Genomic DNA, 14,371 nt, shown 5'->3' with positions numbered 1-14,371 from the left:
AACGACGTTCCCAGCACGACGTGGGTCATCCCGGCCGCTTTGATCCGGCCCAGCAGATGCTGAAGGAAAGGCACCCCCGCCGTCGGCATCATTGGCTTCGGTACAGAGTTCGTCAGAGGACGCAGGCGCGTCCCTTTACCCCCCACAAGAATGACGGCATCCGTGTTCTCTGCGAGATGCGCACCGACTTCTAGCTGCTGTTGATCTGCAGAATCCTGTGCCCATCCTTGGGCACCCCTGAAATCAACGACCATTTTTTCATGCCTTTCTAGACGTGCGTGACTCCAAGCCGGGTCAACGGCCTGTGTCACCGCTATCAATGGACGCGCGAAAAGTGGCCGACGCGCGTGCGTACAACGATTCGCGATTAAACTACCACTCCCCTAGGACAAAACTGTGCTCCCGCGCCTAGGGGCGACGACGTGCCCCGCACTTCCGTCGAGTCCCCCGCTCATTTATGAAGCTTTAGCTCTGATGTCCTTTGGTATGACTATCCAGCCCAGCCAAGGCGACAGAAATCCCCGTTCGCGCTTTCAACCCGCACCACAGCGCAACGCGCAACGGCAACCACCGGAGCCCAGGGTGCCGATCCGCCTGGAACCGATAGGCGCTGTCATGATGGGCTGGAAGCATCGTTGATTTGTGCTTATTCGCGGAGTGGCCCTGCGCGTGAGTCACCGTCGCCTCGGGAGTGAAGATGTTTTGCCACCCCGCGTGCGTCATGCGATCGCCCAGGTCAACATCTTCCATATACATGAAGTACCGCTCGTCGAACCCGCCGATGGATTCAAACGCATCCCACCGCACGAGCAAGCAGGAACCAGACACCCATCCGGCTTCGCGTTCACGATCAAGGTCAGTGCCACGTCGATACTTCTTTGACCAGGGATTATTCTTCCAGATCGGACCCAGTAGCGCGTGTCCGATACCGCTAATAACTTCCGGCACTTCCCGCGCGGACGGATACACACTGCCGTCGGGTTCCACAATCTTCGGCCCCACTGCTCCGGCCCGTGGGTGGCGATGCGCAGCCTCAATCATGCGGTCAATCGACCCCGGCGAAAACTCCACATCGGGGTTCACAATCACAAAGAACTCGCTATCCACCGCGTTCTCGTGGCCCCGCCGTCGGGCCAACAGACGAGCCGCAATGTTCACCGCGGTTCCGTACCCCACATTTCCGCCCGTGCGGAGCAGCTCCACATTGGGCGCCACAGCTGCTTCCGGAGCGCCGTCGGTCGATCCATTATCAGCCATCACGACGACGAATTCCCGGCTGGTCGCGTCGGCAAGAGAATCGAGGAAACGGCGGAGGTGATCCCCTGGCGAATAGGTCACGGTCACGATGGCTAGCGGAGCCCGATCCCCCTTGAGCTGGTGTTCTGCTGGTGACTCTGCCTGTTTATCGCTCACAGGTTCCATACTGTACTCGATCCCGCACCGTACTCGATCCCGCGGTGAATCAGCACACACCGGTGACAGCGCGATGGACACCATCCTCCCAGGCGGGCAACGGTGTCAGCCCCAGCGCGAGCCACGACGAATTATCGAGAACAGACCAATGAGGACGCGCCGCCGCCGTCGGGTAATCCTCACTCGAAATCGGGATAACGCGATCCGGATCTGCCCCGACCTCTGCGAATACTCGACGCGCCACATCCCACCAGGTGCACGCACCCGCACCCGTGCAATGCACGACGCTCCCGGGGGCAAGGATCGCGGGAAAGTTGATCGTTGCCGACGACGCACCCGAAAGCTCCCACAGGCCACGGGCAAGGTCAAACACGTTGGTGGGACTTCCCCACTGATCATTAACGACGCGAACCTGAGGGCTATCGTCGTCGCGGGACTGCTGCTCCAGGCGCATCATGGTGGAGACAAAATCGTGGTGGTCAGGCAAGGCCGAGCCGGAATAAACCCACGCGGTTCGGACGATGACGCAAGGCACGTCGGTGTTCTCAAACGCTGCCTGAACAGCGCGGTCGCCGGCTAACTTGGTCCGGCCGTAGACCGACTGCGGGTGGGTGGGGGTGTCCACACGGAGCGGTGCGTGTCCGCCGACGAAGGGCTCCGACGCGTCTGCCTGATTGGCTGGCTCGCCGCCCCCATCCGGTTCTGTGGCGTCGCTCTGGCCGTAGACATAGTCCGTCGAGATGTGAATAAACGGTATTTCTGCCTGGGCAGCCGCCTGAGCTAAATACGCGGCACCATCGGTGTTGACGGCACGCGCAGCGTCCTGGTGAGCAGGGTCTTCGGCGGGGTCCACGGCGGTGTAGGCCGCGGCGTTAATGATCAAGTCGGGTTGTTCCGAATCCAGAACGTCATGAATAACGTCCTGCTGGGTGATGTCCAATTCCGCCCGCCCCAAACATGAGATGCGCCCGCTCCGTACCGGTGCCGGAGCAGTCATTGCTAACGCGGTTCCTAGTTGGCCTCGCCCTCCGGCGATGAGGATATTCACGGTCTTTACTCTCCTTGTGCCTGTGTACACGGGGCCGGGTCGCACCACCGACGTTTGCCACCCATATCTACTCCCATGTGTGCTCCGTCATAACGGTCATGACGTTCGACATGCCAAACGGTTATCGCGTCTCGCATAAACTACAGCGTAAGCTGTATATTCTCGAAAAGCTTCACGGTCATGCCGCCTTAATGTGTAGGCATAGCTATCGACCAAAGGAAATTTTTTGTATGGGTAGGACTGACGATTCTCGAGGCCAGGGCCCGAAGGGGCACTACTGGCGCGGTGACGACTCACATGGACGCTCGTCGCACGAACGCAGCGGCGACGCATCACGGCGGGGTTCCTACCGCCACGAGTCGCCATCCGGAGCCGGGGCCAACGACGCCACCAACGAACAGCCTGGTGCCGGGCGTCGCGGCTACAACGGATCTACCCGCTATTCCGCCTCACGTCACACCCCTGATGACCACTCTGGTCACGAGAATCTGCGCGACCGCACCCCTCGCGAGCGCGGCAACCACCGCCATCGGTCCACCGACGCGTACCGACGCAGGAACACCTACGCGGAATCCTCCCGCCCATCGCGCGACAGAAACCGCCCGGCGAATCGCGCCGCCGGAGCCCGCGTCATTCAGGCACCACCGAACGCACGCCCCAGCCACAAACAGGTCGGATCGCGGGCGGTCAAATCTCTTCTAGTGGTCATGGCGTTGGTCTGCGTCATACTGCCCGCCGTCGGCTATAAAGCAATCGGCGGGTTGGGCAATGAGATGGCCTCCGCCGGGAACCTCAAGCTGGGCGAAAAGGGCAAAGCGAAGGACGGCGCCACCGATATCCTCCTCGTCGGCGCGGATTCACGCACCGATGCCAAGGGCAACCCCCTCACGGAGGAAGAGGCGAAAATGCTCCGCGCCGGGGATGACGTCGCAACCCTGAATACCGACACGATCGTGCTGATCCGCGTGCCCAATGATGGATCGTCGGCAACGGCAATCTCGATTCCCCGCGATTCCTACGTCCATACAAAGGACTTGGGGAACACGAAGATCAACGCGGTGTTCGGATCAACCAAGTTTGAGAAGGAGAAGGAGCTCCAGGAGGAGGGGAAAGATAAGGACGACATAGATAAGGAGTCCACAGAAGCTGGGCGGTCAGCCCTGATCGATGCCGTGGCGAACCTCACGGGTATCACGGTCGATCACTACGCCGAGATCGGACTTCTTGGGTTTGTGCTGCTCACCAATGCTGTCGGTGGAGTGGAGGTCTGTCTGAACAACGACGTTGACGACGACTTCTCCGGGGCGCACTTCAAGAAGGGCGTACAAACGCTTGATGGCGCGGACGCCCTGTCCTTCGTCCGCCAGCGCCACGGCCTTCCCCGTGGCGACCTTGACCGCATCGCGCGGCAGCAGGCGTTCATGGCGTCGTTGGCTCACAAGATTCTCTCGACCGGCACGCTGACGAGTACGTCGAAAATCTCGAAACTCTCCGAGGCTGTTGAGCGGTCGGTGGTGTTGGATAACGACTGGGATGTCATGAGCTTTGCGACGCAGATGCAGGATGTTGCCGGCGGACATGTGTCATTCCAAACCATTCCGACGACCAGCCTCGATGGAACGGGCGACAATGGCGAATCGATCGTTACCGTTGATCCCGACCAGGTGAAGGCGTTCGTCGCGAAGACCGTTGGCGAGGAGCCGCCGAAGAAGAGCGAGGATAAGCACAAGGACTCGAGCGAATCACCGTCCGAGAGCTCAACTGAAGAACCGGTCGAACGGGACTTCATGGCGTCGCAATACACGGTGACGGTGACGAATGGTTCATCCGTCACGGGCCTGGCCAGCCGGGTCTCGAAGATCGCGACCAGCGAGGGCTACGCGGAAGGAACCACGGCGAATGACACCGAGGGCAGCTCGCAGACCAGCGTCGTGAAGGCTGCTGATCCGGATTCGCACCCCGCGAAGTTCCTGGCTCAGAAGCTGCATCTCAAGGTGGAGCAGGACTCGTCGCTCTCGGATAACGAGATCAACGTGTACCTGACTAACGACTACAACGGGCCGGGAAAGACCGAGGATTCTCTGCAGAAATACCTTGATGGAGAAGAGTCCGACGACGGCAACAACGCGGAGGCGAACGCTGGGGCTGGGAGTGCCGGCGATGCCGGACCTGGTGAGAAGGGTGAGACCAATACTCAGCCTGGCGAATCGCCGAAGTTTGACGCTGGTGACAGCCCCAAGTGCGTGAATTAGCGGGTGTGTGCCGGCGGGGCTAGGGCAACCCGCCTCCACCCCGCAAACGGCACGCAACCCAATAACGACGCAACCCTAGAAATGGAGCACCGATGGACCTGCTGAGAGCTGCGCTGAAGCACGACCCCAGTGCGCCCCGCCTGACTGTCTACGTGGATTCCCCCGACCCACGGAAATCGTCCCGCATGGAGTTCAGCACCATCACCCTGGACAATTGGGCGTCCAAGCTCGGGAATTATTTCCTCGACGAAGCCATGATGGAGCCCGGCGACTCGGTGGCCGTGGCTATGCCGGCCCGGTGGCAGACCGCCGCGGTCATCCTCGGGGCAGTTCGAGCTGGCATCACACTTATCGACGACGAGACCGCTGCCGATGCGGAGACCGGTGGCCTTGTTGCGTTTGTTGAATCTCTTCTTGCGCCCTCGGGCGAGGGCACAGATGGCGCGGAGGCTTCAGGAGATGCCGGCGCGCGAACCGGCAACCCATTCTCGCGCTATACCGATAACGTAACGGCATATTCTGACGCGCCGGTTTATCTCTGCACCGACGACCCCTTCGGACGGTCAGTCGAAGACACTGGGGTTGACCTGGACGAACTCGACGTCGAAGAGCCGGTGGATCTCTTTGGCGAGGCCCGACTGTGCCCCGACGCTTTTATGGGCGACGACTCGGCAGCGGACGATCCCGACCACATCGTTCTCCGCGACCACAACGGATCGCTGACAGTCGGCGAACTCTATGAGGCTGGTCAGCGGTGGTACGAGGCGCAACTCCACGACAATGATGCGGTGGCGGACGCCAGTGAGAACACACCTCAGCCACACCGTGCGCTTCTGGGCGCCTGGCCAAGCATCCGTGACTTCTTAATCGTCGCCATTGGAACCTGGGCAAATAATGGCTCGCTCGTCATTTATTCCGATGAAACCAACCGGAATGACGGCCGGTACCGCGATATTGCGGAGACAGAAAAAGCCGCTATCAGCGATTACCCGCAATAACGCGCAATAAGGGCACTATCTGGCGCACCTTCCAGCCCAAGCACCGGCGCCCTCATCACTGCACGACAAAAGCGGATGCCTCGTCGGCACCCGCTTCATCTAAAAACTACCAAGCAGAATTTACTTGGAGTGGCACTTCGAGTGGCACTTGGTCAGGAAAGCCAGCTTCCCACCGGTGCGGCCAACTTTCTGCAAGCCACTGCTCTTGGCTGATTCAATCTTGGCCTTACGCTCTGCACGTGCAGCCTTCTTCTCTGCCTTGCGTGCGCGACGGGATTCCTTCTTCGAAACTTCCTTGTGCTTCGTGCGCGGAGCAGCAGCGATGTTCAGCAAACCACCGACGATAGCGGTGTTCAGCGCGAAGCTCAGGGCCTGAGTGTTCTTCTTCTCAGGTTCACTTTCCTCCCAGAAGCGGTGGCCGGCGTAAGTCGTCGGCACGAGGGAACCCACCAAGCCAAGTGCTGCAAGGCGCGGGAAAATGCCGAGGCCCAAAGCGGTTCCCAGGCCCATCATCGATACACCGTTTGCTTGAACAAGAAGGTTGGAGGAAACCGGGAGTTCCTTAATTCCCAGCTTGTCAGCGGCCTGCTCAACAACACCGGACAGCTGCTCGGAGTTGTCCAAGGCGTTCTTTCCGCCGACGATAAAAACAGGGGCGATGGCCGCGCGGCCAATGAAACGCAGAAGCTTAGACATAAATGTTCACCTCATGAGTCGGATTGGTTCAGTAATGATTCTGGTGAAGGTCAGTTGTCGATTGTAGGCGCATTCAGGACATTAATCACCATCCACGCGCCTGTAGTGAGGTTTTCGTTGCGAACGTCCCACACTATTAACGGAACAAATTTTTCGCGTAGTGCATTCCTACCGCGGCATATTCCCTCAGCAAGCTATGGTTCTGCACGCTGCGGGGATTCGTCGCCCCCACAACCTCAACGTCGCACTCACGAAAGAGCCCGGCGCGACGCAACCGCTCCACGATCATGTCAATGCGTATGCAGTGGAAATCCGTACTCACCACCACGAGCGATTGCGGTTCCCTCCCCAACCGCTGCGTCATAATCGCGTGAGCATGCCGGAGGTTTTCCTCCGTCGTCGTCGAGGTGTCTTCAACCACAATGTGTTGCGGCTGCATGCCTTGTTCGCGCGCGTACTCCGCCATCGCTTCCGCCTCGGGGCGCGGCTCGTCGTTTCCCCGACCGCCGCAGAGAACCAACACTGGTTCGTGTTCGAGCCTCTCGTCGCGGCCGCTTTCCGACGGATGTGCGCGCTCTGTGTCACGCCAGACTTCTATTCCCTTGTCGACGCGATACGCCAAGACGCGGGACACCCGACCTTGGATCAGCCCAGCGCCGCAGACGATGATCCCTTCCGGAACGCCTCCCCGGATCTGGACAGGACTGTCATACTGGCCCGAACGATGCGACCAAGGCGTTGAGCGATGACGCCGCACGGCACGCACAAAACACACGAAGCCAGCGCCCAGCGCAACGAACGCCAGCGAGTACCCGCCGGCGACAACCCTGACGAATGGCTGCACACCACTCGGCATCAACGCAATCCATGCGGCCGGGATGACGGTAGACGTCCACCACGCTGTCGCCGTCACCGCAGCCAGGTGGATAGGCCCTCGGCCGTCGGGCGTGCGAAGGGCTCGGCCCATCTTCCGCGCTGTCCACGCCCCCACTGCGCCGGTCACGGCGAGCCCCGCGGGAAGTAAACGCCACGTTCCCGCGTCGATAAGAAAAGAAAGTGACCAACCGATCAACCCAGCTCCGGTCAGTGCAACAGCGGCTGCAGGAGTGCGCGCGGTCTTCTTCACTGGCAGCTTACTTTCTGGCAGCTCACTCGACGTCAGACATGAGCTTCTGGCGGAGCGCAAGGTCCTTCTTCAGGACACTGGTCTCCATGTCTTCCTGGTACTTCACCATTTTCGTGATTAACGACGGATCCCCTGCCGACAGAATCCGCACGGCCAGGAGGCCCGCATTTTTAGCGCCACCGACGCTGACCGTGGCGACGGGAACGCCGCTGGGCATCTGGACGATGGAGAGGAGGGAATCAATGCCTTCCAAATTGTCCAGCGGACGGGGAACGCCGATGACCGGCAGCGGCGTCGCTGCCGCCACCATGCCGGGCAAGTGGGCTGCCCCGCCGGCGCCCGCGATGATGCACGAAATGCCACGCTTGTGGGCCTGACGTGCGTAATCAAGCATGCGCTGAGGGGTTCGGTGCGCGGAGACCACGCCGACCTCGAAGGGAACCCCGAACTCCTGAAGAATATCGGCGGCCGGCTTCATTGTTGGCCAGTCTGAGTCCGACCCCATGATGAGGCCCACCTTGGGACCGTTGGGCTGCGAATCAGTGCTGGTCTGCCCGGCGTTCGCCGAATCCGTCTGTCCACTGTTGTCAGTCATGTCAATTGTCCTCTCTTGCCCGGAACTTTTATTGCGTCGTTGCCGAACCTACTCGGCAGCCTCCGGCCAGCGCCCGTGAACCAAGAAATAGGCAGCTTCCTGGGCCTTCTTCCGCACAGCATCGGGAGACACAGCATTCGACTGTTCGTCGGAGGCGTTAGCAGAATCCGCCACCAACGACGCCGAGATGTTCACATGCCCTATCTTCCGCCCGGGCCGGAACCCCTTGCCATAGAAGTGGATTTTTGCCTCCGGGAACCGTTCCCACACATGAACCATGCGCTCTGACCAGGCCATATCGGGATCTTCATCCCCACCCAGCACATTGGCCATCACCGTGCAGTCAGCAGTCATCGCGGTGCTACCGAGCGGCATATCCGCCACCGCCCGCACATGCTGCTCGAACTGGCTGGTCACGCACCCATCTTGCGTCCAGTGGCCGGTGTTGTGCGGTCGCATCGCCAGCTCGTTAACCACCACAGCCGGATCGCCGTCCACATCCGTCGTCTCGAAAAGCTCGACGGCCATCACGCCGGTCACGCCGAGTTCCGTCGCAATGCGCGTCGCAATCCGCTGAGCTTCGTCGCGAAGAGAAGGCTCCAGTCCCGGCGCGGGAGCAATAGCAAGCCAGCAAATTCCGTCTTTTTGCACCGATTCGACGACGGGCCACAGCGCGGTCTCGCCCGATGGCGTGCGCGCAATCATCGCGGAGAGTTCGCGGACCAGGTGGACTTTGCGCTCGGCCATCGCGGGGGTGCCGTCGTCAATGAGAGTAGCGACGAGGTCCGCGCATTCGTCTTCGGATTCGGGGAACCAGACGCCATGTCCGTCGTAGCCGCCACGGCACGCTTTGATGCATACGTCCCCGTCCATGACGTGCCAAAACTGGCGCGCGTCGTCGACCGACTCCATCGCCATGAAGGGAGGCACGGGTAGGCCCATCTCGCGAAGCTTCTTACGCTGGGCCAGCTTGTCCTGGGCGTAAAGCAGCGCGTCGGGGCCGGGCTCCACATTCACCCCTTCGGCTTGCAGTGTTCGCAAATGCTCCGGGGGCACGTGCTCATGATCGAAAGTGACAGCGGTCGCCCCCGATGCCACGCGATGCAGGTCGTCGAGATTCGTGTAATCACCAATGACCACGTCGGGAATGATCTGGGCAGCGGACGCGGAGGTATCTGAGGCGAGCAATCGCAAGGACTGCCCCAATTCCGCCGCGGCAGGCTGCATCATGCGGGCCAATTGCCCGTCGCCGACGACAGCGATCGTGGGCTGGCCTTCGATATGCGAGTCCGACGCGACCCGATCTGCCTTATCTTGATCTGCCTTGTCTACGGTATCTTCCGATCTAGCACTCACCCGGTTAAGTATAGGGGCCGCTACCAGCGGTGGCGCAGGCGTCTGGTGGTCACGCGTTTTACTCTGCGTACTTTGGCAACATTCGGGACCATCAAGGGGGGCATGCGGTAGACGTCGAAAATAAGGGTTGATCGACGACGATGCAGCCCGGTGACCTGGTCTAATGGGATGTCGACAATATCGTCTTTAGCGAACCTAGCGACGACGCGATAGTTCGTGACGACGAGGCGATTGCGCCACCACTTCATCACCGGGCGGGCGAAGAACCAGGCCATGGCGACGACCCACACTATGAGAAGGAATTGGCGCAGTCCGCCGAAGCCACCATCGACGAAGGGGCCGGCGGCGCCATCGATCATGCCGATGATTCCCCACATGATTCCGCTGATGAGGATGGTCTCCAGGACAGGGAAGACGAGTGTGCCCCGTTTGGAATGGACGTCAACGAGAACTCTTTCGTCGTCCGCGATGCGATATTCGGGGAAACCGCCGTTGAAGGGTGGGAGTGGTTCCAACGAATCGTCGTCGAGGGGCTCGCCACCGTCGTCCTGACCCCACAGGTCGGAGCCTCCGTAGCCTCTGCGGCCATCGCGTTCATCGAGGTCATCCGTCGGTCGGTACGCATGGCTTCGGATGGCCACAGTGAGGCACCTCCCTTCTCAGCATGATCGTCGACAAAACTACCAGTTTTACCAATTGTCACATGATTAACGTCAGTATCCCAGCGTTATCTCCTGCAACATCATAGTGGGCGACGGGACACAGCCTCGTGGACACAGGCTCATGAGTAGCGCAGGTGCGTGATATCGCCGGCCGCCACAGTGTGAATTTGCCCCCGAGCATCGCGAATGAGCAATTCGCCCGCGTCGCTAATATCCACCGCCGTGCCGGTCAGTTTTCCGCCATTGGGCAAACCGGCGCTAACCGACTCGTTCAAAGTTGCGGACACCGACTTGTAATCGTCGATAAACGACGATGCCGATCCTCCGGCATTCCGCCATTGCCGCTGCCTCTCAAGCAGTGAGCCCAGGACGGCGATGGTGACCTCCGTCCGATCGACATGCTTGCCTTCCAGGGCAAACGATGTCGCGTTATCAATGGGCAGTTCCGCTTTCGTGAGATCAATATTGAGCCCGAACCCGACGACGACCGTGGGATTGTCAGACATACTGACCGCTTCGGCGAGGATTCCGCACATCTTGTCCCCACGCACCAAAATGTCGTTCGGCCACTTCACGCGCGCATCAATGCCATACGAACGAACCGTATCGGCCACTGCCACCCCAGTCAGAAGCGGGAGCAATCCGAGTTTCGTCGGTGGCACCTCCGGGCGGAGCAGCACGCTCAACGTGACCTGGCTGTGCCGCGGCGCGCTCCAGGCTCGCCCCAAACGGCCGCGTCCGGACACCTGTTCTTCAGCAATCAGAACAGAGAGATCCGGCAGCGTGCTGGCCGCCGCATGAAGATCCGTGTTGGTCGATCCCGTTGACTCAACAATCGCGACATCGTTCCACCCCTGCTCACGCAGAGCCTTCACCACACGCTCGTGATCTAACGGTGGCCTTACCCCCGCATTTTCACTTTCATTATCATTTGACGACGTTGTGTCGGTGCGGTTGCCTTGCTCGCCGGAGCTTCCTTGCGAACCCTCGGACCACTTACCCGGTGGCACTTGCGCACCTTTCGCCGACGCGTCACCCGCACCGGACCACTTACCCGGTGGCACTTGCGCACCCTTAGAAGACGCATCCCCCTCGCCGGACCACTTCCCCGGCGGAACCTGTGCACCCTTGGCAGAAGGATCACCTCCGTCGGACCACTTACCGGGCGGAACTTGTGCGCCCTTCGCCGACGGATCACCGCCTGCGTTCTGCGCGTCCCGTCGGTCGTCGCCTGTGTCGTCGTTATTCCTGTGCTTATCGTCGTGAGTCATGTTTCTTATTCTTCACCATAAGGATTGAGAACCGTAAGTATTGATGACGCAGTGAGGTCGCCCAGCAACCACAAAGAGCGCACACCGGCACCACATGCCTCTTTCCGCCACTTTCCCTCTTTATGGGGGGCTCATCCGGGGGAATTGCAGACGTTTCAGTCTGTTCCTGTTGGTATTTGGGCCTAGACTTAACCACATGACAGCCGCCACACTCACCGCGGATACAACCGCACAAGACATCCACACCACCGCCGGCAAGTTGGCCGATCTACGGTCGCGTCTCGCAGAGACCCAGATGCCTATGGGCCAAGCGTCCATCGACAAGATTCACGACCGGGGCAAGCTTTCCGCCCGCGAGCGCATCGAATATCTCCTTGACGACGGTTCCTTCGTCGAAGTTGATTCCCTGGCCAGACACCGGTCCACGAACTTCGGGCTCGACGCTAAACGCCCTCTCACCGACGGTGTTGTCACGGGCTACGGAACGATCGATGGCCGCAAGGTCTGCGTGTTCTCGCAAGACGTCGCCATCTTCGGTGGTGCGCTCGGCGAAGTGTACGGCGAAAAAATCGTCAAGATCATGGACTTGGCCATTAAGACCGGGGTGCCGCTGATCGGCATCAATGAAGGTGCTGGTGCCCGTATCCAAGAGGGTGTCGTATCCCTGGGCCTATACTCGAAGATCTTCTTCCGCAACACCCGCGCATCGGGCGTTATCCCGCAGATCTCCCTGATTATGGGTGCGTGCGCAGGTGGTCACGTGTACTCGCCAGCGCTGACGGACTTCATCATCATGGTGGATAAGACCTCCAAGATGTTCATTACCGGCCCGGACGTCATCAAGACCGTGACCGGCGAGGAAATCACCCAGGAGGAACTCGGTGGTGCGTCCACCCACATGAGTTCCTCGGGTACATCCCACTACACCGCGGAGAACGACGAAGACGCCCTGGACTTCGTGCAGGAACTCATCAGCTATCTGCCGCAGAATAACCGGGCCGAAACGCCGCGAGTCCCCGCTGATCCATTCGAGGGCTCCATCGAGGACAACATCACCGACGCGGACCGCGAACTGGACACGATCATTCCGGACTCCCCCAACCAGCCGTATGACATGAAAGATGTCATCACCCACATCTCCGACGATGAGGAGTTCCTGGAGATCCAGGAAGGCTACGCCGAAAACGTCATCATCGGTTTCGGCCGGGTCGAGGGACGCGCCGTCGGTTTCGTCGCCAATCAGCCCATGCAATACGCGGGGTGTTTGGACATTAAGGCCTCTGAGAAGGCCGCGCGATTTGTTCGTACCTGCGACGCGTTCAACATTCCGATCATTGAGCTTGTCGACGTTCCAGGGTTCCTGCCCGGCACGAACCAGGAGTTCGACGGCATTATCCGTCGTGGCGCTAAGTTGCTGTACGCCTACGCCGAGGCCACCGTCCCGAAGATCACGGTGATCACGCGTAAGGGCTACGGCGGAGCGTACTGCGTCATGGGGTCCAAGGACATGGGCGCGGATATTTCGCTTGCATGGCCTACCGCCCAGATTGCCGTGATGGGCGCTGCCGGTGCCGTCGGATTCGTCTACCGCAAGGAACTGAAGAAAGCGGCTAAAGAAGGCAAGGACGTTGCTGCTCTGCAGAAGTCCTATGAGCAGGAGTACGAAGACACCCTGGTCAACCCCTATGTTGCGGCCGAGCGCGGGTTCGTCGACGCCGTTATTCCGCCGAGCGAAACTCGCGGCCAGATCATCGAGGGCTTGCGCCTCCTGGACCGCAAGGTGGAAAACGTCCCAGCAAAGAAGCACGGAAACATTCCGCTGTAACCAACGTGGCCGAGGGGCAACCACCTTCCCCGCCCCTCCGTCGTTAGTAACCGTTATTAACAACGACTATTAACGACGACGGCCCCCCACGGGAGCAACAGCGAGAAATGGAGTTTACATGTCTGACGGCTCACACGCGGACGACACCACAGCCGGCGCTGGCGACACAGGCGCACCCGGTGACGGAACAGCGACCGAGAAGAAGCCTGTGTTCCTCAAAGTGATCAAGGGAAATCCCACCGCGCCACAAGTGGCAGCCCTGACGGCGTTAATTGCAGGTATGTCAGCTAATGCGGGCGACGATGGCGAACCCGAGACACCGAACAACTGGGGACGCTTCGACGAGAAGTTCACGAACACGCATACGTCGAACGCCGGGAACTTCCCCAACCTGAGGTTCTACTAAGCCCGCTGATCTCATGGTTCCGCGTGTTTTAATGGGACCATGATCATTCTGGCGTCCTCCTCCCCCTCGCGGTTATCCGTCCTCCGCTCTGCTGGCGTCGAGCCAGCCATCGAACCGCCTGAGGTCGACGAGGACGCCATTTTGCGCACTGTGCGCGACAAATCCCCTGAGGACCAGGTCTGCGCTCTCGCCCACGCGAAAGCCACGGCCATTGCGTCGCGGCACCTCACATCGGTCCACCCCGGAGGCGAAAACCCCACGCCACGGGTGGTTATTGGTGCGGATTCGATGCTCTATCTCGATGGTGAGCTTCAGGGCAAACCCCACACCGTCGAGGAAACTATCCGCCGCTGGACTAACCAGCGCGGGAAAACCGCGCGACTCATTACCGGGCACTGCATCATCAACCTGGACACCACGGCGACCGATGAGGACACCTTCCTCCGCCCCGTATCCACCACAGTGCATTATGCGCAGGCTTCCGACGCCGATATCCGCGCGTACGCGAATTCCGGGGAGCCCTTGAATTGCGCTGGAGCGTTCACACTTGAAGCTATAGGTGGATGGTTCATCGACCGCATCGAAGGGGATCCGTCGTCCGTCATCGGCCTCTCGCTCCCCCTTGTGCGGGAGGCTCTATACAGCTTCGGTTACGAGGTTTCTGAGTTCTGGAACCGCTCTGAGCACGCGAATTAAGCCCACCGTCACTGTGCATCACACCCG

General features: G+C 60.2%; 14 protein-coding genes. 5 read left to right on the top strand and 9 right to left on the bottom strand.

Annotated features, from left to right (window positions below; genetic code table 11):
* From Q3981_RS02860 to rfbD, 3 genes are all read right to left on the bottom strand, one after another.
* A partial coding sequence (locus Q3981_RS02860) for a sugar phosphate nucleotidyltransferase (protein ID WP_303123707.1) occupies positions 1–254 on the bottom strand: 254 nt, incomplete at its 3' end.
* 211 nt (positions 255–465) lie between these two features.
* On the bottom strand, positions 466–1,422 hold the full coding sequence (locus Q3981_RS02855) for a glycosyltransferase family 2 protein (RefSeq protein WP_303123704.1): 957 nt from the start codon (positions 1,420–1,422) through the stop codon (positions 466–468).
* A gap of 40 nt (positions 1,423–1,462) precedes the next feature.
* Positions 1,463–2,461: a dTDP-4-dehydrorhamnose reductase gene (rfbD, locus tag Q3981_RS02850; protein ID WP_303123702.1), complete on the bottom strand. Its 999-nt coding sequence runs from the start codon at positions 2,459–2,461 to the stop codon at positions 1,463–1,465.
* 230 nt (positions 2,462–2,691) lie between these two features.
* On the opposite strand from rfbD, the gene Q3981_RS02845 reads away from it, so the two are divergent.
* Entirely contained in the window at positions 2,692–4,713 is a 2,022-nt protein-coding gene (locus Q3981_RS02845; RefSeq protein ID WP_303123700.1) for an LCP family protein, read from the top strand.
* A 92-nt stretch (positions 4,714–4,805) separates the two neighbouring features.
* Positions 4,806–5,711 (top strand): TIGR03089 family protein, encoded by a 906-nt coding sequence (locus tag Q3981_RS02840; RefSeq protein WP_303123698.1) that lies wholly within the window; start codon positions 4,806–4,808, stop codon positions 5,709–5,711.
* A gap of 120 nt (positions 5,712–5,831) precedes the next feature.
* Here Q3981_RS02840 and Q3981_RS02835 read toward each other — a convergent pair whose 3' ends face one another.
* The 6 genes from Q3981_RS02835 to Q3981_RS02810 form a co-directional block, all read right to left on the bottom strand.
* Positions 5,832–6,407: a DoxX family protein gene (locus Q3981_RS02835; protein ID WP_012732139.1), complete on the bottom strand. Its 576-nt coding sequence runs from the start codon at positions 6,405–6,407 to the stop codon at positions 5,832–5,834.
* Positions 6,408–6,543: 136 nt separating this feature from the next.
* Positions 6,544–7,533, bottom strand: coding sequence for a YdcF family protein (locus tag Q3981_RS02830; protein WP_303123693.1), 990 nt, complete (start codon positions 7,531–7,533; stop codon positions 6,544–6,546).
* Between the two features lie 22 nt (positions 7,534–7,555).
* Positions 7,556–8,128, bottom strand: coding sequence for a 5-(carboxyamino)imidazole ribonucleotide mutase (purE, locus tag Q3981_RS02825; RefSeq protein ID WP_303123691.1), 573 nt, complete (start codon positions 8,126–8,128; stop codon positions 7,556–7,558).
* A 48-nt stretch (positions 8,129–8,176) separates the two neighbouring features.
* Positions 8,177–9,484 carry a 5-(carboxyamino)imidazole ribonucleotide synthase gene (locus Q3981_RS02820; RefSeq protein WP_303123689.1) on the bottom strand — a complete coding sequence of 436 codons (1,308 nt, stop codon included), beginning with the start codon at positions 9,482–9,484 and terminating at the stop codon, positions 8,177–8,179.
* A gap of 20 nt (positions 9,485–9,504) precedes the next feature.
* Positions 9,505–10,125 carry a hypothetical protein gene (locus Q3981_RS02815; RefSeq protein ID WP_303123687.1) on the bottom strand — a complete coding sequence of 207 codons (621 nt, stop codon included), beginning with the start codon at positions 10,123–10,125 and terminating at the stop codon, positions 9,505–9,507.
* Between the two features lie 140 nt (positions 10,126–10,265).
* Positions 10,266–11,417, bottom strand: coding sequence for a biotin--[acetyl-CoA-carboxylase] ligase (locus Q3981_RS02810; protein ID WP_303123686.1), 1,152 nt, complete (start codon positions 11,415–11,417; stop codon positions 10,266–10,268).
* Positions 11,418–11,613: 196 nt separating this feature from the next.
* On the opposite strand from Q3981_RS02810, the gene Q3981_RS02805 reads away from it, so the two are divergent.
* The 3 genes from Q3981_RS02805 (at position 11,614) to Q3981_RS02795 (ending at position 14,344) form a co-directional block, all read left to right on the top strand.
* Complete coding sequence (locus Q3981_RS02805) at positions 11,614–13,242, top strand: acyl-CoA carboxylase subunit beta (protein WP_221926106.1); 1,629 nt, start codon at positions 11,614–11,616, stop codon at positions 13,240–13,242.
* A 118-nt stretch (positions 13,243–13,360) separates the two neighbouring features.
* The gene (locus Q3981_RS02800; protein ID WP_303123681.1) at positions 13,361–13,648 is read left to right on the top strand and encodes an acyl-CoA carboxylase subunit epsilon; all 288 of its coding nucleotides are present in this window, start codon (positions 13,361–13,363) and stop codon (positions 13,646–13,648) included.
* 39 nt (positions 13,649–13,687) lie between these two features.
* Positions 13,688–14,344: a nucleoside triphosphate pyrophosphatase gene (locus tag Q3981_RS02795; RefSeq protein WP_303123679.1), complete on the top strand. Its 657-nt coding sequence runs from the start codon at positions 13,688–13,690 to the stop codon at positions 14,342–14,344.
* Positions 14,345–14,371: the final 27 nt, after the last annotated feature.

The sequence above is a fragment of the Corynebacterium sp. genome (assembly GCF_030530965.1).
GTDB lineage: Bacteria > Actinomycetota > Actinomycetes > Mycobacteriales > Mycobacteriaceae > Corynebacterium.
This window is presented reverse-complemented; position numbering and strand designations above follow the sequence as displayed.

Coding starts and splice junctions, on each gene's coding strand:
- Q3981_RS02795 (WP_303123679.1), top strand. CDS start 13,688: ATGATCATTCTGGCGTCCTCCTCCCCCTCGCGGTTATCCGTCCTCCGC.
- Q3981_RS02840 (WP_303123698.1), top strand. CDS start 4,806: ATGGACCTGCTGAGAGCTGCGCTGAAGCACGACCCCAGTGCGCCCCGC.
- Q3981_RS02805 (WP_221926106.1), top strand. CDS start 11,614: ATGACAGCCGCCACACTCACCGCGGATACAACCGCACAAGACATCCAC.
- Q3981_RS02845 (WP_303123700.1), top strand. CDS start 2,692: ATGGGTAGGACTGACGATTCTCGAGGCCAGGGCCCGAAGGGGCACTAC.
- Q3981_RS02855 (WP_303123704.1), bottom strand. CDS start 1,422: ATGGAACCTGTGAGCGATAAACAGGCAGAGTCACCAGCAGAACACCAG.
- purE (WP_303123691.1), bottom strand. CDS start 8,128: ATGACTGACAACAGTGGACAGACGGATTCGGCGAACGCCGGGCAGACC.
- Q3981_RS02800 (WP_303123681.1), top strand. CDS start 13,361: ATGTCTGACGGCTCACACGCGGACGACACCACAGCCGGCGCTGGCGAC.
- Q3981_RS02835 (WP_012732139.1), bottom strand. CDS start 6,407: ATGTCTAAGCTTCTGCGTTTCATTGGCCGCGCGGCCATCGCCCCTGTT.
- Q3981_RS02810 (WP_303123686.1), bottom strand. CDS start 11,417: ATGACTCACGACGATAAGCACAGGAATAACGACGACACAGGCGACGAC.